Origin of the sequence: Herbaspirillum sp. 3R11, from assembly GCF_004563925.1 — a bacterium.
Lineage (GTDB): Bacteria > Pseudomonadota > Gammaproteobacteria > Burkholderiales > Burkholderiaceae_D > Herbaspirillum.
This window is the reverse complement of the sequence record NZ_SPNJ01000001.1, coordinates 1603249-1623494: the sequence shown is the minus strand read 5'-3', so window position 1 is coordinate 1623494 and position 20246 is coordinate 1603249. Positions and strand designations below refer to the sequence as shown.

Annotated in this window: 19 protein-coding genes; 7 read left to right on the top strand and 12 right to left on the bottom strand. The window is 60.4% G+C overall.

What is annotated here, in order from left to right; translation table 11 throughout:
* Positions 1-30 precede the first annotated feature (30 nt).
* The 4 genes from E4P32_RS07465 to purT all read right to left on the bottom strand — a co-directional run bounded on the left by E4P32_RS07465 (position 31) and on the right by purT (position 5781).
* A complete protein-coding gene (locus E4P32_RS07465; RefSeq protein ID WP_116433843.1) occupies positions 31-2262 on the bottom strand; it encodes a patatin-like phospholipase family protein in 2232 nt (743 codons plus the stop codon).
* Between the two features lie 178 nt (positions 2263-2440).
* Positions 2441-2719 (bottom strand): putative quinol monooxygenase, encoded by a 279-nt coding sequence (locus E4P32_RS07460; protein ID WP_116432559.1) that lies wholly within the window; start codon positions 2717-2719, stop codon positions 2441-2443.
* A 102-nt stretch (positions 2720-2821) separates the two neighbouring features.
* Positions 2822-4423, bottom strand: a complete 1602-nt coding sequence (gene nadB, locus E4P32_RS07455; protein ID WP_116432560.1) for an L-aspartate oxidase — start codon at positions 4421-4423, stop codon at positions 2822-2824.
* 146 nt (positions 4424-4569) lie between these two features.
* A complete protein-coding gene (gene purT, locus E4P32_RS07450; RefSeq protein WP_116432561.1) occupies positions 4570-5781 on the bottom strand; it encodes a formate-dependent phosphoribosylglycinamide formyltransferase in 1212 nt (403 codons plus the stop codon).
* A gap of 567 nt (positions 5782-6348) precedes the next feature.
* Here purT and E4P32_RS07445 point away from each other — a divergent pair.
* Positions 6349-6933: a DUF6176 family protein gene (locus E4P32_RS07445; protein WP_135008719.1), complete on the top strand. Its 585-nt coding sequence runs from the start codon at positions 6349-6351 to the stop codon at positions 6931-6933.
* A gap of 22 nt (positions 6934-6955) precedes the next feature.
* Here E4P32_RS07445 and E4P32_RS07440 read toward each other — a convergent pair whose 3' ends face one another.
* The 3 genes from E4P32_RS07440 to E4P32_RS07430 are packed head-to-tail and all read right to left on the bottom strand — an operon-like array spanning position 6956 to position 9923.
* Positions 6956-7267 (bottom strand): hypothetical protein, encoded by a 312-nt coding sequence (locus E4P32_RS07440; RefSeq protein WP_116432563.1) that lies wholly within the window; start codon positions 7265-7267, stop codon positions 6956-6958.
* Position 7268: 1 nt separating this feature from the next.
* A complete protein-coding gene (locus E4P32_RS07435) occupies positions 7269-8609 on the bottom strand; it encodes an acyclic terpene utilization AtuA family protein (RefSeq protein WP_116432564.1) in 1341 nt (446 codons plus the stop codon).
* A gap of 12 nt (positions 8610-8621) precedes the next feature.
* Positions 8622-9923 (bottom strand): citrate:proton symporter, encoded by a 1302-nt coding sequence (locus E4P32_RS07430; protein ID WP_116432565.1) that lies wholly within the window; start codon positions 9921-9923, stop codon positions 8622-8624.
* 142 nt (positions 9924-10065) lie between these two features.
* On the opposite strand from E4P32_RS07430, the gene E4P32_RS07425 reads away from it, so the two are divergent.
* Positions 10066-10971 carry a LysR family transcriptional regulator gene (locus tag E4P32_RS07425; protein WP_116432566.1) on the top strand — a complete coding sequence of 302 codons (906 nt, stop codon included), beginning with the start codon at positions 10066-10068 and terminating at the stop codon, positions 10969-10971.
* An 81-nt stretch (positions 10972-11052) separates the two neighbouring features.
* On the opposite strand, the gene E4P32_RS07420 is transcribed toward E4P32_RS07425, so the two are convergent.
* Positions 11053-12711 carry an MFS transporter gene (locus E4P32_RS07420; RefSeq protein ID WP_116432567.1) on the bottom strand — a complete coding sequence of 553 codons (1659 nt, stop codon included), beginning with the start codon at positions 12709-12711 and terminating at the stop codon, positions 11053-11055.
* A 183-nt stretch (positions 12712-12894) separates the two neighbouring features.
* Positions 12895-13512, bottom strand: coding sequence for a 3'-5' exonuclease (locus E4P32_RS07415; RefSeq protein WP_116432568.1), 618 nt, complete (start codon positions 13510-13512; stop codon positions 12895-12897).
* A 159-nt stretch (positions 13513-13671) separates the two neighbouring features.
* Here E4P32_RS07415 and E4P32_RS07410 point away from each other — a divergent pair, with 159 nt between their 5' ends.
* The 4 genes from E4P32_RS07410 to E4P32_RS07395 all read left to right on the top strand — a co-directional run bounded on the left by E4P32_RS07410 (position 13672) and on the right by E4P32_RS07395 (position 16476).
* Positions 13672-13974, top strand: coding sequence for a Dabb family protein (locus tag E4P32_RS07410; protein ID WP_116432569.1), 303 nt, complete (start codon positions 13672-13674; stop codon positions 13972-13974).
* 12 nt (positions 13975-13986) lie between these two features.
* A complete protein-coding gene (locus E4P32_RS07405) occupies positions 13987-14424 on the top strand; it encodes a PaaI family thioesterase (protein WP_116432570.1) in 438 nt (145 codons plus the stop codon).
* 38 nt (positions 14425-14462) lie between these two features.
* Positions 14463-14888 (top strand): GNAT family N-acetyltransferase, encoded by a 426-nt coding sequence (locus E4P32_RS07400; protein ID WP_116432571.1) that lies wholly within the window; start codon positions 14463-14465, stop codon positions 14886-14888.
* A 265-nt stretch (positions 14889-15153) separates the two neighbouring features.
* A complete protein-coding gene (locus tag E4P32_RS07395; protein ID WP_116432572.1) occupies positions 15154-16476 on the top strand; it encodes a dicarboxylate/amino acid:cation symporter in 1323 nt (440 codons plus the stop codon).
* Between the two features lie 496 nt (positions 16477-16972).
* On the opposite strand, the gene E4P32_RS07390 is transcribed toward E4P32_RS07395, so the two are convergent.
* From E4P32_RS07390 to E4P32_RS07380, 3 genes are read right to left on the bottom strand one after another with little or no spacing between them, the layout of a single operon-like run.
* On the bottom strand, positions 16973-17803 hold the full coding sequence (locus E4P32_RS07390; RefSeq protein WP_116432573.1) for an NRDE family protein: 831 nt from the start codon (positions 17801-17803) through the stop codon (positions 16973-16975).
* On the bottom strand, positions 17794-18081 hold the full coding sequence (locus E4P32_RS07385) for a DUF4936 family protein (protein WP_116432574.1): 288 nt from the start codon (positions 18079-18081) through the stop codon (positions 17794-17796). The genes E4P32_RS07390 and E4P32_RS07385 overlap by 10 nt, the downstream gene beginning before the upstream one ends.
* A 36-nt stretch (positions 18082-18117) precedes the next feature.
* Positions 18118-19152, bottom strand: a complete 1035-nt coding sequence (locus E4P32_RS07380) for a folate-binding protein YgfZ (protein WP_116432575.1) — start codon at positions 19150-19152, stop codon at positions 18118-18120.
* A gap of 96 nt (positions 19153-19248) precedes the next feature.
* Here E4P32_RS07380 and mltG point away from each other — a divergent pair, with 96 nt between their 5' ends.
* Positions 19249-20229, top strand: coding sequence for an endolytic transglycosylase MltG (gene mltG, locus E4P32_RS07375; RefSeq protein ID WP_116432576.1), 981 nt, complete (start codon positions 19249-19251; stop codon positions 20227-20229).
* Positions 20230-20246: the final 17 nt, after the last annotated feature.

The window sequence follows — 20246 nt, the reverse complement described above, 5'->3', positions numbered from 1 at the left end:
GAGCTGCCTCGGATCTTCTTCAGATCTTGCTCAGAACACGCGCCCCAGCTGCAAATACAAATTCCATATGGCTTGCTGGCCGACTGCCGCGCCGAAGTAGACCGGCCCCACCGGGCTGTTCCCGCCGAGGAAAAGGCTGAGGCTCTTCTTGTAAGGACCGTCGCCGAAAGCATTCCGCGTCTGCCAGACGTTGCCGGCTTCCAGGCTGCTGCCCAGCACCGGATTGCGCAGACCCAGCAGACTGTAGTCGGTCAGGTCGCGCAGATAGGTCAGGCGGCTGTACAGCAGAGAGCTGCCGTAGAACTGATCTGGCGCATAGGCCGACAAACGCTGAAATCCTCCCAGAAAAAATCCCGGTCCGGCATTGTTGCTGGAAAGATTGCTGGCCGCTTCCAATGCCACATTGAAGGTGTTGCGATCGCTGCTGAAGGCCCACAGTGTTCTTAGCTGTGCATCGCTGTAGCGATTGTCTACCTGGCCGAACCCGCGATTGATTTCCGAATAGATGTAATAACCCTTGCGTGGAAACAGCGGATCGTCGAGTTGATCGATCGTCAGGCGTGCACGTGCAACCGGTTGGCTGGACTGGGTGGCGTCGAACAGGGAGCCGATACTGCCCAGGGCGAGGTTATAGGTCGGCGTGTACTTGATGTGCTGATAGCTGACACCCAGTCTCAAGTCTCCCAGCCGCGCCAGCGGCATGCCGAGGTCGACGCCTGCGATGGATGAATCGATGCGGTATTGCGTCACGGGTGACGCCTTGGCATCGCTGCCGTCGAGATAGGCGTCGACATAGCGGCGGCTGATGTCGACATAGGGCGAAACATACAGGCCCGATGCCCCGAAAACCGGTTGCCGCAGTTCGCTGTGCAGGCTTGCGCGCTTGTTGCCCAGAAGCAGGTCGTTGCGCCATTCCAGGCCGCTCTGGTTCATCCAGGGATAGCGATGACCGATCTGCAGATTGACGCTGCCGCGGCCGTCGAAGGTGTTGGAGATGCCAAGGCCGAACAACAGGTATTGCGGCCCCCAGGATTTTTCTTCGGCGTCGATCAGCAGCACATGGCGGCCGTCTTTTTCGACGATCTCCTGCGTCAGCGCGTTGAAGTCGCCATTGGTCGCCAGTTGCGACAATTGCTGGTTGATCTTGTCGGCGTCGTAGACGTCGCCTTCCTTCACGCTGAGCCGGCTGCGTACATACGCTGCGGGAATCCGTCCCGTGGTCTTGATCTCGATGGCATCGACACGCGTATCGCGCGCCAGTATCGGGCCGGCCTGACGCGCCGCGAGATACGCCTGCCACTCGACCGGCGGCAGAGACAATTCGGTGAGGCGAGTGCTCTGCTTCTGCGCGGCATTCCAGCCGGCGTTGACGCCATCCTTGCCGCGCGCAAAATCGGTGAAGGACATGCCGCTCAGCTCCGGTTCGATCAACACGTCGCTCTTGCCCAGCAAGGCTTTTTGCGCCTTGACGTTCTGCTGGATCAGGATGCCGACCATCTGCTGCGCAACGGCGGTGGGAGACTGTAGATTGGCGGGATCCTGCAAGGGTGTGGCGATGTTGACCGCGATGATGACGTCGGCGCCCATGTCGCGCGCTTCCTGCACCGGCAGGTTGCTGACCAGGCCGCCATCGACCAGCGTGCGGCCGTCGATCGGATACGGCGCGAACAGACCCGGCACCGCCATGCTGGCGCGCATGGCGCGCGGCAAGGAGCCACGCTCAAGGATGACTTCGGTGCCCTTGCCGAGATCGGTGGCGACGGCGCGAAACGGAATCGGCAGGTGGCTGAAGGAAATGTCCGCCGGCAACTGCGCCGTCCAGTTCTGCAGCAAGGTCAGCAAATTGTTTCCCTGCACCAGGCCGGGTGCGAGCTTGAGCTTGCCGTCGTCGTAACCGGCGGCAATCGAGATCGGATACTGGAAGTCGTCTTCGCGCTGCGACTGCGGCAGCTTGGCGCGCTCGTTGCGGTCGAAGGCGATGTCGCTGAGGTTGGTCTGCGACAGTCGCTGTTCCAGGTCTTCCGCCGAAATCCCGGTGGCGTACAGGCCGCCGACCAGCGCGCCCATGCTGGTGGCGGCGATGTAGTCGACCGGCACGTGCAGCTTCTCCAGATATTGCAGCACGCCCAGATGCGCATAGCCGCGCGCGCCGCCGCCGGACAGCACCAGGCCAATTCGCGGGCGCGGCTTGGCGGTGGTTGAGGAGGAAACGTCTGCGGCCGATGAAGGGGCGGTCGTGGTGAGTAAGGCAACACCCGCCAGCAGGCAGAACAAGCGAAGAAGGGAAAGGTCGGTGGGGCGTGTCACGATGTTGGTCGGGGAGCTAAGATTGGCGATGGCCCAATAGTAAATCGGGCCGCACCAAACAGGCAACGCAACACGTTCAGACTGTCTTCATTCTCGAAGGATGCCGCGCCGGCGTGACGCTGCCGCCGAGTTTTTACTGGTAATAACCGCCGACCGGCGGTGAGGCCAGCATGGTCTTCGCTTCCTCGATGCTTGCGCGTGGCACGTGTTGCAGCGATTGATGATGGGCATCGATGCTGTCCCAGACTTCGATGATCACCATGCGCGCCGGGATGGTCTGGTCCTGCAGCAACTGGCAGGACTGGCAACCGGACGAGGCGCGGATGCTCGGCAACAGGGCGGTCAGGAATTTCTTCAGCGCGTCGACCTTGTCGTCGAGCGCCCGGAATGTATTGATACGCGTAATGCTCATCGTTTCCTCCCAGGGCAGGCTGCATTCAATGCTGCAGTGATCTTGTCGTTGCTGTTCCTGCCGTCATTATGAACCGAATCGCCGGGTGGTCACCGGGCGCGCTCATTTTTTCGGCGACAGGACCGTCGGCACGGCATCCGCCAGCATGTCCGGATAGTCGAGGCTGTAATGCAGGCCGCGGCTTTCCTTGCGCGCCAGTGCGCTATTGACGATCAGCGAGGCGACTTCGACCAGGTTGCGCAGCTCCAGCAGATCGCGCGTGATGCGGAAGTTGGCATAGTACTCGTCGATTTCTTCGCGCAGCAGGCGGATGCGGTGCTGCGCGCGCTCGAGACGCTTGTTGGTGCGCACGATGCTGACGTAGTTCCACATGAAGCGGCGCAGCTCGTCCCAGTTATGCGAGATCACGACTTCTTCATCGGCGTTGGTGACGCGGCTCTCGTCCCAGGCCGGCAAGGCGATCTCGGACAAAGCGGCTTGCTGTTCGATGAATTGCGCGGCGGCGCGGCCCAGCACCAGGCATTCCAGCAGCGAATTGCTGGCCAGGCGGTTGGCGCCGTGCAGGCCGGTATAAGCGGTCTCGCCGACGGCGTACAGGCCGGACAGGTCGGTGCGGCCGGACATGTCGGTCACTACGCCGCCGCAGGTGTAATGCGCCGCCGGCACGACCGGAATCGGCTGTTTGGTGATATCGATGCCGAACTCCAGGCAGCGCGCCTGGATGGTCGGGAAATGTTCCTTGATGAACTCCGGCGGCTGGTGGCTGATGTCGAGATCGACGTGGTCGAGGCCGCGCTTCTTCATTTCAAAATCGATGCTGCGCGCCACGATATCGCGCGGCGCCAGTTCGGCGCGCTCGTCATGCTCCGGCATGAAGCGTGTGCCGGCAGCGGCACCTGCCGAAGCGGGCAGCTTCAGCAAAGCACCTTCTCCGCGCAAGGCCTCGCTGATCAGGAAGGACTTGGCGTAAGGGTGGTACAGGCAGGTCGGATGGAACTGGATGAACTCCATGTTGGCGACGCGGCAACCGGCGCGCGAGGCCATGGCGATGCCGTCGCCGGTGGCGGAGTCCGGGTTCGAGGTGTACAGGTAGACCTTGCCGGCGCCGCCGGTGGCCAGCACGGTGTGGTCGGCTGCAATGGTGACGACCTTGCCCTGCTTGATGTCCTGCACGTAGACGCCGACGCAGCGCGGCGTGCCTGCGGCGGCGGGATCGAGCTTCTTGGTGGTGATGACGTCGATGGCGCAGTGATGCTCCAGCAGCGTGATGTTGGGATGTGAGCGCACGCGCTGTTCCAGCGTCACCTGCACGGCATGGCCGGTGGCGTCGGCAGCGTGGATGATGCGGCGCTGGCTGTGGCCGCCTTCGCGGGTCAGGTGATAGCCCAGTTCGGCGCTGGCGTCGCGCGTGAAGGGCACACCCTGTTCGATCAGCCATTCGATCGCTTCGCGGCCGTGCTCGACGATGAAGCGCGTCGACGCCTCGTCGCACAGGCCGGCGCCGGCGATCAGCGTGTCATCGATGTGCTGGTCATGGCTGTCGCCCGAGTCGAGCACGGCAGCAATGCCGCCTTGCGCCCAGTTGCTGGCGCCGTCGAGCAGCTCGCCCTTGGAGACTACGACCACGTTTTTCTTTTCGGCAAGATGCAGGGCGACGGACAAACCGGCAAGTCCGCTGCCGATGATGGCGACATCGAATTTCATGAGGGCTGAGGAAGATGATGGAAGGGAGACACGATTATATCCGGCAATCGCGCGAGGTCCGATCAGCGGGAAATTCGAGGAGGGGGAGGTTAAAGCGGGGGATGCATCGCTGCCCGAGGGCAGCGATGCGGTAAAGCTGAAACCGATCAGGAAGTCTTGACCGGCTTGACCTTGGCGGCGGCTTGCTTGGCGCGGATGCGCGCATCGCTGACGTTGTCGGCGGCGGCCAGGGCCACGCCCATGCGGCGGCGTTCAAACGATTCCGGCTTGCCGAACAGGCGGATGTCGGCGCCCGGGATGCGCAGCGCGTCGGCCACGCCTTCGAAGGCGATCGCCTTGGCGTCATGCTGGCCGTAGATCACGGCGGACGCGCCCGGCGTGCGCAGCGCGACGTTGACCGGCAGGCCGAGGATGGCCTTGGCGTGCAATTCGAACTCGCTCTGGATCTGGGTGACCATGGTGACCATGCCGGTGTCGTGCGGACGCGGGCTGACTTCCGAGAACCAGACCATCTCGCCCTTGACGAACAACTCGACGCCGAACAGACCCAGGCCGCCGAGGTTCTCGGTGACCTTGCGGGCGATGTCGCGCGCTTTGTCCAGCGCGGCAGGATGCATCGGATGCGGCTGCCATGATTCGACATAGTCGCCCTTGACCTGCACGTGACCGATCGGATCGCAGAAGCTGGTGATGGTGTCGCCGTTTTCGTTGAGCGAGCGTACGGTCAGCAGGGTGATTTCGTAGTCGAAATCGATGAAGCCTTCCACGATCACGCGACCGGAGTCGACGCGGCCACCGGCAGCGGCATAGTTCCAGGCTGCTTCCACTTCGGCGGCGCTGTCGATCTTCGACTGGCCCTTGCCCGAGGAGGACATGACCGGCTTGATCACGCATGGGAAGCCGATTTGTTCGGTGGCGGCTTTCAGTTCTTCCAGGCTGTCGGCAAAGCGGTAAGGCGAAGTCGCCAGGCTCAGCGTTTCACCGGCCAGACGGCGGATGCCTTCGCGGTTCATGGTCAGCCAGGCGGCGCGGGCGGTCGGGATGACGCGCGCCTTGCCGGCTTTTTCCAGTTCGACCAGGGTTTCGGTGGCGATCGCTTCGATCTCAGGCACCACCAGGTCCGGTTGCTCCTTGGCGATCAGCGCAGCCAGTGCGGCGCCGTCGGTCATGTTGATCACGTACGAGCGGTGCGCGACCTGATGGCCCGGCGCATCGGCGTAACGGTCCACGGCAATCACTTCCACGCCCAAGCGTTGCAGGGCGATGATCACTTCTTTGCCGAGCTCGCCGGAACCGAGCAGCATGACTTTGGTGGCGGAAGGGGACAGCGGGGTGCCGAGGCGAACGGGTGTCTTCATTGGATAAATGCAGAAAGGAAAGGATGGGAAAGTCTGGGAATCGCGCGACGATACCAAATCCTGGGGGTTTTGGACAGCCAAAGTTGGCGATAGAGGAAACGATCCCGGATAGCCCGATGCCGCATGTGTTTCCAAATTATTAACTTTTGGCGGCGGTGTTTAAATGAGATCGTCCCAGAAAAAATCTGAAAAGTGACGGATATAGAGTGAGGTCGCGGTTAATGCGCCCACATTTCTGTTTCAATCCGCATCCTTGTCAGAGGAATAAGCGTTGATCAAGCCATCTGACATGACGCGCATCGGCTATGGTGCTAAAGGTTCCAGGAGTAATGCATATGGGATTGCCGACGAGCGGCGATACGAATTATATGGAAGTCATGTCGTTGCGAACGCCGAGCGGGATACACATGTGGTTGCCTATCAAAATCTGGCGTAATCGCCTACGCGGCAACAATCAGTTCTATAGACCTCAATATCTCTTCGATGGTGATATTCACGATACGTCTGCTGTTCAGGCATGGGTGCTGAAAACAGCCGCGGAAAGATGAGTCAAGGAGAGTAGGTAACATGCCAGATATCGCACAACCACGTGCATTCATCGCAAGTATCGGGAAAAGAGAAAATTCCCAATTTTCGGCGTCGGACAGGCTGGCACATGAAATACGTTCTGCTCGATCAGTTCAATGCGTACGTATCTTCAAAGCCTGTATTGATGGCGCTGATTATCTTTTGACCTATATGCCTCCGGGTTCTACGTGTCCCACTTACCAAGCAGACGAATGCAAATTGCAAGTGGACGTAAGATCAGATGCGTTTCAGAGTATCTGTACAGACTCGACCAATGACGATCCGATTGCGGCAGTCATCAAGCTTAAGGAAGGATGTACATGGCAAGTGGAACATTGGGCTGCGCAGCTTGCCATGCTGAATCTGGAAGCCAAAGAATCGATTCGGCGTGAGCGTGTGATATTCGAGACGTGGTTTTCTTTTCCGCTGGGAAGATCAGTTTATCTGTTTGCGTATATGCAGCCGTCCCATTTTCTTCCTAAGTCTAAAGACGACTTATCTCAACTCGAAGTCGATGCAATCCACGCGGAATTCAAGCTGACCTGGGACAAGACCATCAAGATTCCGGTGCGCTTGCTAGCATAAGCGCATTTATCTCGTGTTCTGCTCACGGCCAGTCCGAAATCTCCATCCCCAGCATCGCCCCACTCAGACTCTTCCCATGCGCATCCAGCGCCAGTGAACGCGTCACGCCGCCGCCCAGTGCGTGCTGCATGACGAAGTTGAGTGCGCCCAGATGCGGCAGCGCGTAACGGACCACGTCGCCTTGCACGACCCCGGCGAAATGCGCCTTGACGCGTTCCGGGGTCAGGTGCTTTTCCAGCAGGGCGTAATCCTTGAGGTCGTAGGCGATGACGGAGATATTGGATATGTCGCCCTTGTCGCCGGCGCGCGAATGCGCGATGTCTCGCAGCAGCATCTCAGTTCTCCTCGAAATGGATAGCCGGCGCGACCAGTTCGCGCGGCAGCAGCATCGACAGCACGGCAATGACTTCGCGCGCTGACTTGGTGGCGCCACCGCCGCCGGCCGGGCCGCAGGTGTAGAGCGTTTCGACTTCGTTGCCGATGCGTACGGCTTCGCGCAGATTCGCCGTTCTGCCGGTGACACGGGCGCGTACTTCGTAGGGCTCGTTGGCAGCGGAAGAGAGTTGTGCGCCGTGGATGGCGTTGACGCCGATCAGATCGTAGCGCATTTCGTCGGTTTGTACGCCGGTGATGGCGAGGCGCTCCCGGACGATGTCCAGCGCCAGCTGGCCGCGTGCTTGCGCGCCGGGGCCGGCGTAGGAGATCTGGCCTTCGCCGACGTAGCTGTCGACGTAGCCGAGCGTGGTCTTGAGCGTGGCGGGACGGGCGCGGCCGTTGCCGCCGCTGATGGCGACGCGACCCGGGCCAACTTCAGTGATGGTGACTTTTGAGAAATCGGCGATGACGTCGGGTGTGAAATAGCTGCGCGGATCGTGGATTTCGTACAGCAGTTGTTCCTTGCAGGTGGCGGCGGTGACTTGTCCGCCGGAGCCGGCGACCTTGGTGATGACGGCGCTGCCGTCGGCGGCGACTTCGGCGATGGGGAAGCCGAGACGCGCGAGATCCTTGACGTCCTTCTTGCCGGGGTCGGCGAAGTAGCCGCCGGTAACCTGGCCTGCGCATTCGAGCAGATGGCCGACCAGCGTGCCTTGTCCAAGCGTTTTCCAGTCATCTTCAGCCCAGCCGAATTCATGGATCAGCGGACCCAGCACCAGGGCCGGATCGGCGATGCGGCCGGTGATAACGACGTCGGCGCCGGCCTTGAGCGCATCGACGATCGGCTGTGCGCCGAGATAGGCGTTGGCCGAGATCAGCTTGTCGCCGAGCGATTTGACGGGCAGGCCGTTGTCTTCGATGCGGTAGTCGCCGTCGCGCAAAACATCCAGTACGTCGTCGCCGGTGACGGCGGCGATCTTCAGATCGGGCAAGCCTAGTGCAAGGGCGATTTCGTGCGTCTTCTTCGCTGCCGCGAGCGGATTGGCGGCGCCCATGTTGGTGACGATTCTGACGCCCTTGTCGGCGCATAGTTTCAGCACGGCGTGCATGCGCTCGGCCAGGAGCGGGTCGTAGCCTTTTTGCGGATCGGCGCGGCGCGCCTGCTGGCCGATGGCGATGGTGCGTTCGGCCAGGCATTCGAAGATCAGGTAATCGAGTTCGCCTTTTTCGGCGAGTTCGACGGCGGGTTCGATGCGGTCGCCGGAATAGCCGGCGCCTGCGCCTATGCGGAGGGTTTTCATGGTCGGTCCTTTTTACAGCAAAGGAAACAAGCCCAGCAGCACGCAGGCAATCGTCATGACCACCGAGGCGCCGAACAGGAAAGGAATCGTGTACTTCTGATGATCGGCCAGTTCGATGCCAGCCAGGCCGCACACCAGGAAGGTTGCCGGCGTCAGCGGGCTGACCGGGAAGCCGGTGGTCATCTGGCCCAGCAGCGCGGCCTGCGCCACCTGGATCGACGGCACGCCCAGCAGATGGCTGACTTCGGCAATCACCGGCAGCACGCCGAAGTAGAACGAATCCGGATCGAACAGCAGGCTCAGCGGCATCGACAGCAGGCCGAGCACGACCGGGATGTGCGAAGCCATCGACGGCGGGACGAAGCCGACAGCCATTTTTGCCATCGCGGTGAGCATGCCGGACTTGGTCATGATGCCGGTGAACACGCCGGCGGCGAACAGGATGCTGGCCATCAGTAGCGCCGCCTTGGCATGGGCGTCGATGCGGGCGCGCTGCATGGCGACGTCGGGATAATTGACCATCAGCGCCAGCACTACGCCGATCATGAACATCACGACCGGATCGACTTTGCCGCTGATCATGACGCCGAGCACGAAGACGGTCAGCACGATGTTGATCCAGAAATTGCGCGGGCGGCGGACCTTCTTTTCCTCTTCCGTCAGCACGTGCTCCTGCACCACGCCGGCGGCGGCGCCGCTGCTCAGGCCGAGGCGCTTTTCTTCCTTCAGGCCGAGCAGGTAGGAGGCGATGAAGACGAATGCCAGTCCGACCAGTTGTACCGGGATCAGCGGCGTGAAGATGTCGCTTACAGGGATATGCAGCGCGGCCGAGGCGCGGATCATTGGTCCGGTCCACGGCAGGAAGTTGACGCCGGCCGCCATCGAGGCCACGCAGGCCAGGATGCGCTTGTCGATGCCCAGGCGCGTGTACAGCGGCAGCATGGCCGGGATGGTGATCAGGAAGGTCACCGCGCCCGAACCGTCCAGGTGGATCAGCAGCGCCAGCAGGGCGGTGCCCGGCACGATGCGGCTGGGACGGCTGCCGACGGTGCGCAGGATGCGGGTGATGATGGGGTCTAGCATGCCGGCGTCGGTGACGATGCCGAAGAACAGGATGGCGAACACGAACATGCCGGCCACAGGGGCAATCGAGGTGACGCCGGAGACGATGAATTTCGAGGTCTGCATACCGAAGCCGCCGATCAGCGCGGCGGCGATCGGGATGGCGATCAGCGCCACCAGCGGCGACATCTTCTTGGTGAGGATGGCCGTGAAGAGCAAAACGATCGTGATAAAGCCGAGCAGGGCAAGCATGCGTGTCTCCGGAATTTTTGTTGACGGAATACCGTTGCCGGTTTCCATGGATTCTTGTTGGTGGGGCGAGTGTAGGTGCCGGGCAATTTTGTTGTAAAGTTCATTTTTCCGATTGATTAATCGGTTTTTTGAATGAATCCCTATGCAAGCAAATATCTCCACCCGGCTGTTGCAGGGCTTCCTGGCGCTCAACGACTGCCGGCACTTCGGCCACGCGGCCGAGCGCTGCCATGTGTCGCAATCGGCGTTCAGCGTGATGATCCAGAAGCTGGAAGCCGCTGCCGGCGCGAAGTTGTTTGTGCGCGACACCCGCAACGTGACGTTGACGCCGGAAGGCGAGTTGTTCGTCGAAGTGGCGCGTCAGCTGATGACCGATATCGAGGCGGCGTTTTCCAACATGAGCGACTATGTGGCGCGGCGCAAGGGCAAAGTCTCCATCGCCGCCTTGCCGTCGCTGGCGGCGGGTTGGCTGCCGCCGGTGATCGCGGCGTATCGCATCCAGTATCCGGGGGTGACGGTGGAGTTGTTCGATGCGCTCTCAGATCATTGCCTGAATTATCTGCGCCAGGGCAAGGCGGATATTGCGCTGACGGCGCCGGGGCCGAACCTGATGGAATTCGACACGCAACCTTTGTGCGCGGATCCGTTTTATCTGGTCTGCCGGAGGGACCACAAGCTGGCGAAAAAACGCATCATCCAGATTCCGCAACTGGCCGGTTGCGAGCTGATCCATCTGGCGCGCTCGACCAGCGTACGCCAGCATCTCGACGCGTTGCTGCAGCCGGTCGGCGTGATCAATACGGGATTGGAAGTGGAGCATCTGGCGACCGTTGCCGGCCTGATCGAAAGCGGGCTGGGCGTGAGCCTGGTGCCGGAGCTGACGCTGTTCCAGTTCCGTCATCCGAACCTGGTGGCGATACCGTTGAATGCACCGACGTTGGTGCGGCCGCTGCTGATCGTCAAAGCCAAGGAACGGAGCCTGTCGATTGCGGCGCAAGGTTTGCTGGAGTTGATACAAGAAAAAAGCCGGTCAGGATTTTCGCCCTGACCGGCTCGACGTACTCTCTCACTTGTATTTTCAGACTTCTTGCAAGCGAGGGAGCCGTCCGGCTTCCCCCTCTTGATACTTTTAGTTTTCGGCGTTGATGTCGTTGTCTTTGGATTCTTTGACAAAGAACAGACCGATAACGAATGTCGCCAGTGCGATCACGATCGGATACCACAGACCGTAGTAGATGTCGCCCTTGAACGCCACCAATGCGAACGATGTGGTCGGCAGCAGGCCGCCGAACCAGCCGTTACCGATGTGGTAAGGCATGGACATCGAGGTGTAGCGGATGCGGGTCGGGAACATTTCAACCAGTGCGGCAGCGACCGGGCCATAGACCATGGTCACGTAGAGCACCAGGATGAACAGCAACAGCAGGACCATCGGCTTGTTCATCTGATCAGGATCGGCCTTGGTCGGATAGCCGGCCAGTTTGATGTCGTCAGCCAGTTCCTTGGAGAATGCCTTGTCCTTGGCGGCAGCATCTTCCTTGGACAGACCGACGGCGTCATACGAAGTGATGACCTTGTCGCCGATCTTCACTGTTGCGACCGAACCGGGTGCACCTGCCACGTTTTGGTAGTTGACCGAAGCGGCCGACAGTTTTGCCTTCGCGATATCGCAAGAAGATGTGAACTTCTTGGTGCCGGTCGGGTTGAACTGGAATTGGCAAGCTGCAGGATCGGCAGTAACGATCACCGGCGCCTTTTGCTGTGCTGCTTCCAGCGCAGGGTTAGCGTAGTGGGTCAGGCCCTGGAAGATCGGGAAGTAAGTCAATGCAGCGATCAGGCAGCCACCGAGGATGATTGGCTTGCGGCCGATCTTGTCGGACAGCGAACCGAACACCAGGAAGAACGGTGTTGCCAGCAGCAAGGCTGCTGCGATCAGGATGTTGGCCAGAGGGCCGTCGACCTTCAGCGATTGCGTCAGGAAGAACAGGGCATAGAACTGGCCGGTGTACCAGACCACGGCTTGACCTGCTGTCAGGCCGATCAGCGCCAGAATGACCAGTTTCAGGTTTTTCCACTTGCCGAATGCTTCGGTCAGCGGCGCCTTGGAGATCTTGCCTTCGGATTTCATCTTCAGGAAGGCCGGCGACTCGTTCATCGACAGGCGGATCCAGACGGAAATGGCCAGCAGGATGATCGAGACCAGGAACGGAATGCGCCATCCCCAATCGGCGAATGCAGCTTCGCCGACGGCGGTGCGCACGCCCAGGATCACCAGCAGCGACAGGAACAGGCCCAGCGTTGCCGTGGTTTGAATCCATGCAGTGAACGAACCGCGTTTGCCTTCCGGCGCGTGCTCGGCGACATAGGTCGCTGCGCCGCCGTACTCGCCACCCAATGCCAGACCTTGCAGAATGCGCAGGATGATCAGGATGATCGGCGCTGCAATGCCGATGGAGTTGTAGTTCGGCAGGATACCGACGATGAAGGTCGACGCACCCATGATCAGAATGGTCACCAGGAAGGTGTATTTGCGTCCGACCAGATCACCCAGGCGGCCGAACACCAGCGCGCCGAATGGACGCACGATGAAGCCCGCGGCAAATGCCAGCAGCGCGAAAATGAAAGCGGTGTTGGGATCCGTGCCGGCGAAGAATTGCTTGGCGATGATTGCTGCCAGCGAGCCGTACAGATAGAAGTCGTACCATTCGAACACGGTGCCCAGCGAAGAGGCAAAAATAACTTTGCGCTCTTCGGGCGTGATGCTGTGCGCAGTGGAAGCTGTCGCCATGCTTGTCTCCTAGATTTATTGATGTAATTGGATGTACAAACGGGCGACCGGGACGACTCAAACTGCGCAGGCGCCATTTGTGCACGGGTGGAGTGTGCGACGCGAACCTTACGCAGGACTTGCTTGAAACTTACATAAGCTTACAGAGAATTTTCCGCATTGCAGCGTAGACGGCAATGACGATCAGGCCGCTTGCTGTTGCAGGAAAACCGGCACTTTGGCGGCGGGGAGGCGATTGATCGCCGCCAGCAGAGTAGGGTCGACACGCGTGCATTTGTGATGGCCGCGCAGGCGCTCGCTCAGGTGCAGCAGCAATTCGGCGGAGACTTCGGCATCGGCTTCCGCTCTGTGGGCATGGCCGCTGAAGCGGATGCCGAGGCTGTCGGCCAGGCTCGACAAACGATAGCTGGACAAGCCCGGCAGCAGCCGGCGCGACAACAGCAGCGAACAGACCAGCTCGGAATAACCAGCCTGCAGATCGAGGCGTTCGGCTTCGGCGGCGAGGAATTTGGCGTCGAAACTGGCATTGTGCGCTGCAAGAGCGTCGCTGCCGATGAAGCGTAGCAATTCCGGCAATACGCGTTCCACTGACGGCGCCGAATCGACCATGTCCTGGGTGATGCCGGTCAGTGCCGTGATTTCGTAAGGAATCTCGGCACCGCAATTGATCAGCGACACGAAGCGCTCGACCACGCGACCGTCGACGATGCGCAGCGCGGCGACTTCGGTGATGCGGGCGCCTTGCGCAGGGCTCAGGCCGGTGGTTTCGAAGTCCAGCATGACGACAGGTTGATTGATCACGGCAACGGCAATTAAAAAGTAACGAAGGACGGATTTTAATACGGCGCGGGGTTTCTCTCTGAAATCACCTGAAGACAAGCCCGCATCCAAGCGATCAAAGCATCCCGGACGGCCTTCGCTTATCATTACGGCTTTGCTAATTTTGCCGGGAGACTCGCCATGCTGAAACACATCGTCATGTGGAAACTGAAAGACCAGGCCGAAGGCGGCGACAAGGCGACCAACGCGCGCAAGATGAAGGAACTGCTGGACGGCTGCAAGAACTTGGTGCCGGGCATCCTGAAGTTCGAAGCGGCGCTGGCGCAGCCGGGGCTGGAGGCGACTTACGACGTGGTGCTGTATTCCGAGTTCGAATCGCAGGCGGCGCTCGACGCCTACCAGGATCATCCCGACCATATCGCCATCAAGCCTTTCATCGGCGCGATCCGCGAGGCGCGTCAATGCATGGACTATCTGGCCTGACCACGCGCGGACATGACTTATTCACTCTCTGAAGTTTTCACCAACGGCAATCCCTATCTGGAAAGCCTGGGCGTCGAAGTGCTGCAGTACGGCGACGGCAAAGCCACCATGGCGTTGCTGCTGCGCCCCGAATTCATGAACAGCTGGCTGGTTGCGCAGGGCGGCATTTCGATGACGCTGATGGACGTGGCAATGGGGCTGGCGGCGCGCACCGCGATTCCGGACGCCAAGTCCTCCGCCACGGTCGACATGAGCACCAGTTTCCTGCTGCCGGCAGGCAAGGCCGGCGAAACCATCGTCGCCAAGGGCGTCGCCTACCATCGCTCGACCACCATGTGCTTTTGCGAAGCCGAGCTGTGGAACGGCGACAAGCTGGTCGCCAAGGCGATGGGCACCTTCAAGGCGATCAAGCGCCTCGACATCGCCAAGAAGCTGACGGACGAGTCGTGAGCACCATCGATATCACCAGAACAACAGAGATTCCGAACATGAGCTACAACATCAAGATCGCCGCATGGGATGTGCTGCGCGAAGACGCCGCAGTGATTCGCAATGAAGTCTTCGTCATTGAACAAAACGTGCCGGCCGAACTGGAAATGGACGAGATGGACGCCGTCTGCGTGCATGCCGTCGCCTACGATGCCGCCGGCATACCGGTGGCGACCGGTCGTCTGCTGCCGGACGGTCATATCGGCCGCATGGCGGTGCGCAAGAGCGGCCGCGGTCAAGGCATCGGCGGCAGCGTGCTGCAGGCGCTGATGGCAGCGGCGCGTGCACGCGGCGACCGCGAAGTGGTGCTGAATGCACAAACGCATGCAGCCTCCTTCTACGGCAGCCATGGTTTCGCCCAGGAGGGCGCCGAATTCATGGAAGCCGGTATCCCGCACATCCACATGCGCGCTGCATTGGACTGATTCCGCCGTCAGGCAGAGCAAGGGTGAGGGCGGTTCTCGTCCTCATCCATATTCCTCGTTTTTTAGATCCCCCATGGCTGTCACCTCAAGCAATCGCATAAAGTTGCTCCCGGGGAAATAATTGTATTTTGTTGTGGTTTCCCACAATATCTAGAGGTATGCCGGTCGGGCATACTTGCGCCCGCAGCGACTCATGCCGCGTTACGCACCTTGCGACGTCGACTGCAGACAGCTTCCTAGATTTCATAATAAACGGAGAACCGCAATGGCCGCCAAAACGCCGCTTTACAGATCCCTCTACTTCCAGGTGTTGGTGGCAATCGCCATCGGCGTCTTGCTGGGCCACTTCTATCCGCAGACGGGCGAGGCGATGAAGCCGTTCGGCGACGGCTTCATCAAGCTGATCAAGATGATCATCGCACCGGTGATCTTCTGTACCGTCGTGCTCGGCATCGCCGGCATGGAAGACATGAAGAAGGTCGGCAAGACCGGCGGCCTGGCGCTGCTGTACTTTGAAGTCGTCAGCACCCTGGCGCTGATCGTCGGTCTGATCCTGGTCAACGTGCTGCAACCCGGCGCGGGCATGAACATCGATGCCAGCACGATCGACACCAAGAGCATCGCCGCCTACACCGCACCGGGCAAGATGACCAGCACCACCGATTTCGTGATGAACATCATCCCGACCAGCATGTTTGATGCGTTCGCCAAGGGCGATGTGTTGCAGGTGCTGCTGATTTCGGTGCTGTTCGGTTTCGCGCTGCATAAGTTCGGCGGCCGCGGCACGCTGGTGTTCGATTTCATCGAAAAAATCTCGCACGTCCTGTTCTCGGTCGTCGGCACCATCATGAAGGCAGCTCCGATCGGCGCGTTCGGCGCAATGGCGTTCACCATCGGCAAGTACGGCGTCGGTTCGCTGCTGTCGCTGGGCAAGCTGATGGGCACGTTCTACCTGACCTGCCTGTTCTTCATCTTCGTCATTCTCGGCATCATTACGCGACTGCACGGCTTCAGCGTGTGGAAGTTCGTCAAGTACATCAAGGAAGAACTGTTGATCGTGCTGGGCACTTCGTCGTCCGAATCGGTGCTGCCGCGCATGCTGGCCAAGATGGAAAACCTGGGCGCCAAGAAGACCGTGGTCGGTCTGGTGATTCCAACCGGTTACTCGTTCAACCTGGACGGCACCGCGATTTACCTGACCATGGCGGCCGTGTTCATCGCCCAGGCGACCAACACGCCGATGACGCTGACACAGGAACTGACCTTGCTGGCGGTACTGCTGCTGACTTCCAAGGGCGCGGCGGGTATTACCGGCAGCGGCTTCATCGTGCTGGCGGCGACGCTGTCGGCGGTCGGCCATGTGCCGGTCGCAGGCCTGGCGCTGATCCTCGGCATCGACCGCTTCATGTCGGAAGCACGTGCACTGACCAACACCATCGGTAACGGCGTGGCGACCATCGTCGTGGCGAAGTGGAGCAACGAACTCGATGAGAAGCGCCTGCATGCGCAGCTCAACAACGAGACGTCGGAAGAGGCCAACGAGCCGGAAGCGGTCCTGGATCGCACCGAAGCCAAGATCCATCATTGATGTTGTTGTCGCCCGCTGATGCGGGCGGCGCAAAAAAAGGCGGCGAGACTGGATGGTCTCGCCGCCTTTTTTATTTTCGCTTGCTACCGTCTTCTCAACAGTCTCTTGAGCATCAGCGCTGCACAAAAGAAAAGACCCATAACGAATGGGGGCACGTTACGGGTCCGGGTCTCCTCGCAGCCTCTTGAGGACTGGATTTATTTAAAGCTATTGTGTTCCGTTTGACGTGATTAGTCATTCTGCAGTGCAGCATGATTTTTGGCAGAGGGAGCAGTGGAATGCGGGTTTGCGCGCAGGTGGGCAAAAACGGCAAATAGAAAAGGCGAAAAAAAAGCCCGCGACCTGACGGTGCGGGCTTAAATCCAATTCTTTAAGGAGGAAATTGGAGGAGACAGGTGTAACTTTAATGCTCCGCACAAAAACCATCTACTTTATTTCTCAAATATCAGATATGCGTTTTGGTGATAATGCCTGCTTATTTTAACCGGAGCCCGCCTCAGCTGGGACTTTCAGGGCTCTCGATTTCTGGTTTGAGCTTGAGTTTGCACGGTGATTTCTTCTGTTGCGGCTCAGTTGTCGGCGGCGACTGGCAGGACGTTACCGGATCCGAGACGTGTTCGCTCAGGACCGGTTCGCCGACGATGGGCACACGCACGACCGTGGAAGCGCGGGTGCCGTAGTCGGGCGAGCAGATGAAGATGGAAGAGAGGATGCGTTCCCATTCCTGGCTGACGCCGGTGCTCGGCAAGCGGCAGTCGTTGGCCCGCGTGCTGTCGCTGAGCAGTTCGAAAAAGGTTTCTTCCGGGGCTCCCTGGCACAGCAGGCTTGCGAATTGCGCCTTGGCGCGCGTGAGCTTGGGCCAGGGTGTGTCGAGCTGAGCGTTGGACAGGCCGTAGACGCCATAGCCGAGCGGTTTGCCGTTGCGCGGGTCTTCGTCGCCCTTGTTGGAGTACCACAGCAGGGTTTCACGATCACCGACGACCAGGTTGAAGCCGTTGTACTGGCCGGCATCGGCGCGGATGTGCTCGACGTATTGCTCCGGAGTGAATGTCCCGGCCAGGTAATCCGACACCAGTTTGCCGCGCGAGGGCGCATCCGGACGTTTTTCAGTCGGTGCGCGTACGTTGGTCAGTGCGGCAAAGCGGCCGTTGCGTGTTACCCCAAGCCAGGTGCCGCCGGCTTGCAGATCGCGGCCGGCGTAAATGTCGGGCTGGTCTTCCCACCAGCCGGCGGCGCTGGCCGGGCGGTTGTAGAACTCGTCGCGATTGGCTGCCGCAATCAGCGGCATGCCGGGGATGACTTTCCACGCGAAAATGATCAGGCACATGGTGAAAAATCCAGGAAATATTCGGTATGACGCGGCCCGTCGATCAGCGCCGGCAAGCCGGAGCTGTTGATCGCTTCCTCGACGATGGTTTCAAAGCCGTCCGGGGTATCGAGGTAGACCTCCATCCAGGTATGCAAACCGTCCTTGTCCTGCGGCCGGCGCTTCAGTTCGGTGGCGACGTGGTGCTGCTGAGACAGGCGCGCCTGCAGCGCCACCGCCTGTTGTTCAAGCTGCTCCGATTTGCCGACAGGCACGCGGTAATAAATATAAAGATCCATCGACGGGGCTCCGGTCGCTAGTGTCGCTGGGCGCGCTTACTGCGGGTCCGTCAACTCGTACGGCAGCGTCTGCAAATGCAGCGGGGGACCGTCGACGCTGCCCAGATGGATGCTGCCCGATTCAGCGGCAGCCAGCTTGATTTCCACCAGGCATGCCGAATTGCCGTTGCCGGCCGGCTCGGCGTTGACGACCATGCCGCAAGGCTGGCCCGGATCTTCGCTGGAGAACACTTCGGCGCCGGCGGCGACTTGCCCGGCGGCGACCAGCGCGAGCACGCTGCGGCGTTTCAGTTTGCCGAGGTACTGGCTGCGCGCGACGATTTCCTGGCCGGGATAGCAGCCTTTCTTGAAATTGACGCCGCCGATCAACTCGAAATTGATCATCTGCGGCACGAACTGCTCCTGCGTCGGTTGTGTAATCGTCGGGACGCCCGCGTAGATGTCGCTCAGGCGCCAGGCTTGGGCACCGGCCGCCGTAAGTGTCTGGGTCAGCACCGGCCAGGCGGCGAGTGCCTGCTCTTCAGACGTGATCCACTGAAAGCGCGGCGCACCGCGGCTGTCGGCTACGCGCACCAGGGTGCCGTATTCGTTGTCGGCTTTACCATAAGCTTGCGCCGGCAATTGTGGAAACCATTGCAGCAGGGCGGTCGCGGCAGCATTACCCGCCAGACCCAGCGTCACACGCTGCTCGCTGATGTCAGCCAGCTTGGCCTTGGCCCGCAGCACGAACATCTGCAGGCGCTTCTGGATCGCCGGTTGCAGCGTGCGCGGCAGTTGCAGCACGATCTGGTCGGCATCCTTCCACATCAGGAAGGTTGCCAGCAGACGGCCCTTGGGGGTGCAATAGCCGGCCAGGCGCGCGTTGGCGAGGTCGAGTTTTTCGACGTCGTTGGTGATCTGGTTATGCAGGAAGGACGCGGCGTCGTCGCCGGTCAGCGAAATCAGGCCGAGGTCGTTGAGCGGGGCGACGAAATTGTCCGGCAGCGCGGCGTCGGCGTCAGCAGGGAGATGCGAGCCTTGCTGGTCCAGGAAGGTGTGCCACGCAGAGCGTGTCGGAGTCTGATCGGTCATAAATTAGGTTACTGGGCTAACAGCGATTATCATTGATGCCTCGATTATAGTGGCGCTGGAAAAAGCGCGTCGGATTGCGCTGATTTTGCTTCTCCAATGAAAAAAATATTCAATACCCTCATCCTGCTCTGTGTCCTGGCCGCCTGCGGGGCCGCTTACTGGCTGAGCCAGCCGATCATCGAAGAAGGCCAGAAGGCCGTTGAATTCACCATTACCCCGGGCGCCGGCATCAACGGCGCCGCCCAGCAGATCGCCGATGCCGGCGCGCCGGTCAATCCGGTGCTGTTCGCCTTGCTGGCGCGCGGCAGCGGCAAGGGCAATCGCATCAAGGCCGGCAGTTACGAGCTGAAACCGGGCGCGACGCCATTGCGCCTGCTGGATCAACTGGTGCGCGGCGAGTTCGCGCAAGAGTCGCTGACCATCATCGAAGGCTGGAATTTCCGCCAGATGCGCCAGGCCATCGCCGACCACAAAGGGCTCAAGCACGACACCGCCGCGCTGTCCAACGCCGAATTGCTGGCCAAATTGACCACCGAGTTCGCCGTGCCGGAAGGTTTGTTCTTCCCCGACACCTACCTGTTCGCCAAAGGCGCCAGCGACATGCAGATCTATCGCCAGGCGTTCACGCTGATGAGCAAGCGCCTCAACGAGGCCTGGAGCAAGCGCGACCTTTCCTTGCCCTACAAGACGCCTTATGACGCCTTGATCATGGCCTCCATCGTCGAGAAGGAAACCGGCCAGAAATCGGAGCGCGGCATGGTTGCAGGCGTATTCGTCAACCGCCTGAAGACCGGCATGCTGCTGCAGACCGACCCGACCGTGATCTATGGCATGGGCGAGCGCTACCAAGGGGTGATCCGCAAAAGCGATCTGCTGACCGACACGCCTTACAATACCTACACCCGCAAAGGCATGCCGCCGACACCGATCGCGCTTCCCGGCGCGGCATCGTTGGCAGCAGCCATGAATCCGGACAAGACCGAAGCCTTGTACTTCGTGGCGCGCGGCGACGGCACCAGTCATTTTTCCAGCAACCTGAGCGAACATAACCAAGCGGTCAACAAGTACCAGCGTTGACCGTCCATCACGATCAT

What these genes read in the sequence shown, in the direction of transcription:
- E4P32_RS07460 (WP_116432559.1), bottom strand. Translation starts at nt 2,719, where the DNA reads ATGAGCATTACGCGTATCAATACATTCCGGGCGCTCGACGACAAGGTC.
- nadB (WP_116432560.1), bottom strand. Translation starts at nt 4,423, where the DNA reads ATGAAATTCGATGTCGCCATCATCGGCAGCGGACTTGCCGGTTTGTCC.
- purT (WP_116432561.1), bottom strand. Translation starts at nt 5,781, where the DNA reads ATGAAGACACCCGTTCGCCTCGGCACCCCGCTGTCCCCTTCCGCCACC.
- E4P32_RS07445 (WP_135008719.1), top strand. Translation starts at nt 6,349, where the DNA reads ATGCCAGATATCGCACAACCACGTGCATTCATCGCAAGTATCGGGAAA.
- E4P32_RS07440 (WP_116432563.1), bottom strand. Translation starts at nt 7,267, where the DNA reads ATGCTGCTGCGAGACATCGCGCATTCGCGCGCCGGCGACAAGGGCGAC.
- E4P32_RS07435 (WP_116432564.1), bottom strand. Translation starts at nt 8,609, where the DNA reads ATGAAAACCCTCCGCATAGGCGCAGGCGCCGGCTATTCCGGCGACCGC.
- E4P32_RS07430 (WP_116432565.1), bottom strand. Translation starts at nt 9,923, where the DNA reads ATGCTTGCCCTGCTCGGCTTTATCACGATCGTTTTGCTCTTCACGGCC.
- E4P32_RS07425 (WP_116432566.1), top strand. Translation starts at nt 10,066, where the DNA reads ATGCAAGCAAATATCTCCACCCGGCTGTTGCAGGGCTTCCTGGCGCTC.
- E4P32_RS07420 (WP_116432567.1), bottom strand. Translation starts at nt 12,711, where the DNA reads ATGGCGACAGCTTCCACTGCGCACAGCATCACGCCCGAAGAGCGCAAA.
- E4P32_RS07410 (WP_116432569.1), top strand. Translation starts at nt 13,672, where the DNA reads ATGCTGAAACACATCGTCATGTGGAAACTGAAAGACCAGGCCGAAGGC.
- E4P32_RS07405 (WP_116432570.1), top strand. Translation starts at nt 13,987, where the DNA reads ATGACTTATTCACTCTCTGAAGTTTTCACCAACGGCAATCCCTATCTG.
- E4P32_RS07400 (WP_116432571.1), top strand. Translation starts at nt 14,463, where the DNA reads ATGAGCTACAACATCAAGATCGCCGCATGGGATGTGCTGCGCGAAGAC.
- E4P32_RS07395 (WP_116432572.1), top strand. Translation starts at nt 15,154, where the DNA reads ATGGCCGCCAAAACGCCGCTTTACAGATCCCTCTACTTCCAGGTGTTG.
- E4P32_RS07390 (WP_116432573.1), bottom strand. Translation starts at nt 17,803, where the DNA reads ATGTGCCTGATCATTTTCGCGTGGAAAGTCATCCCCGGCATGCCGCTG.
- E4P32_RS07385 (WP_116432574.1), bottom strand. Translation starts at nt 18,081, where the DNA reads ATGGATCTTTATATTTATTACCGCGTGCCTGTCGGCAAATCGGAGCAG.
- E4P32_RS07380 (WP_116432575.1), bottom strand. Translation starts at nt 19,152, where the DNA reads ATGACCGATCAGACTCCGACACGCTCTGCGTGGCACACCTTCCTGGAC.
- mltG (WP_116432576.1), top strand. Translation starts at nt 19,249, where the DNA reads ATGAAAAAAATATTCAATACCCTCATCCTGCTCTGTGTCCTGGCCGCC.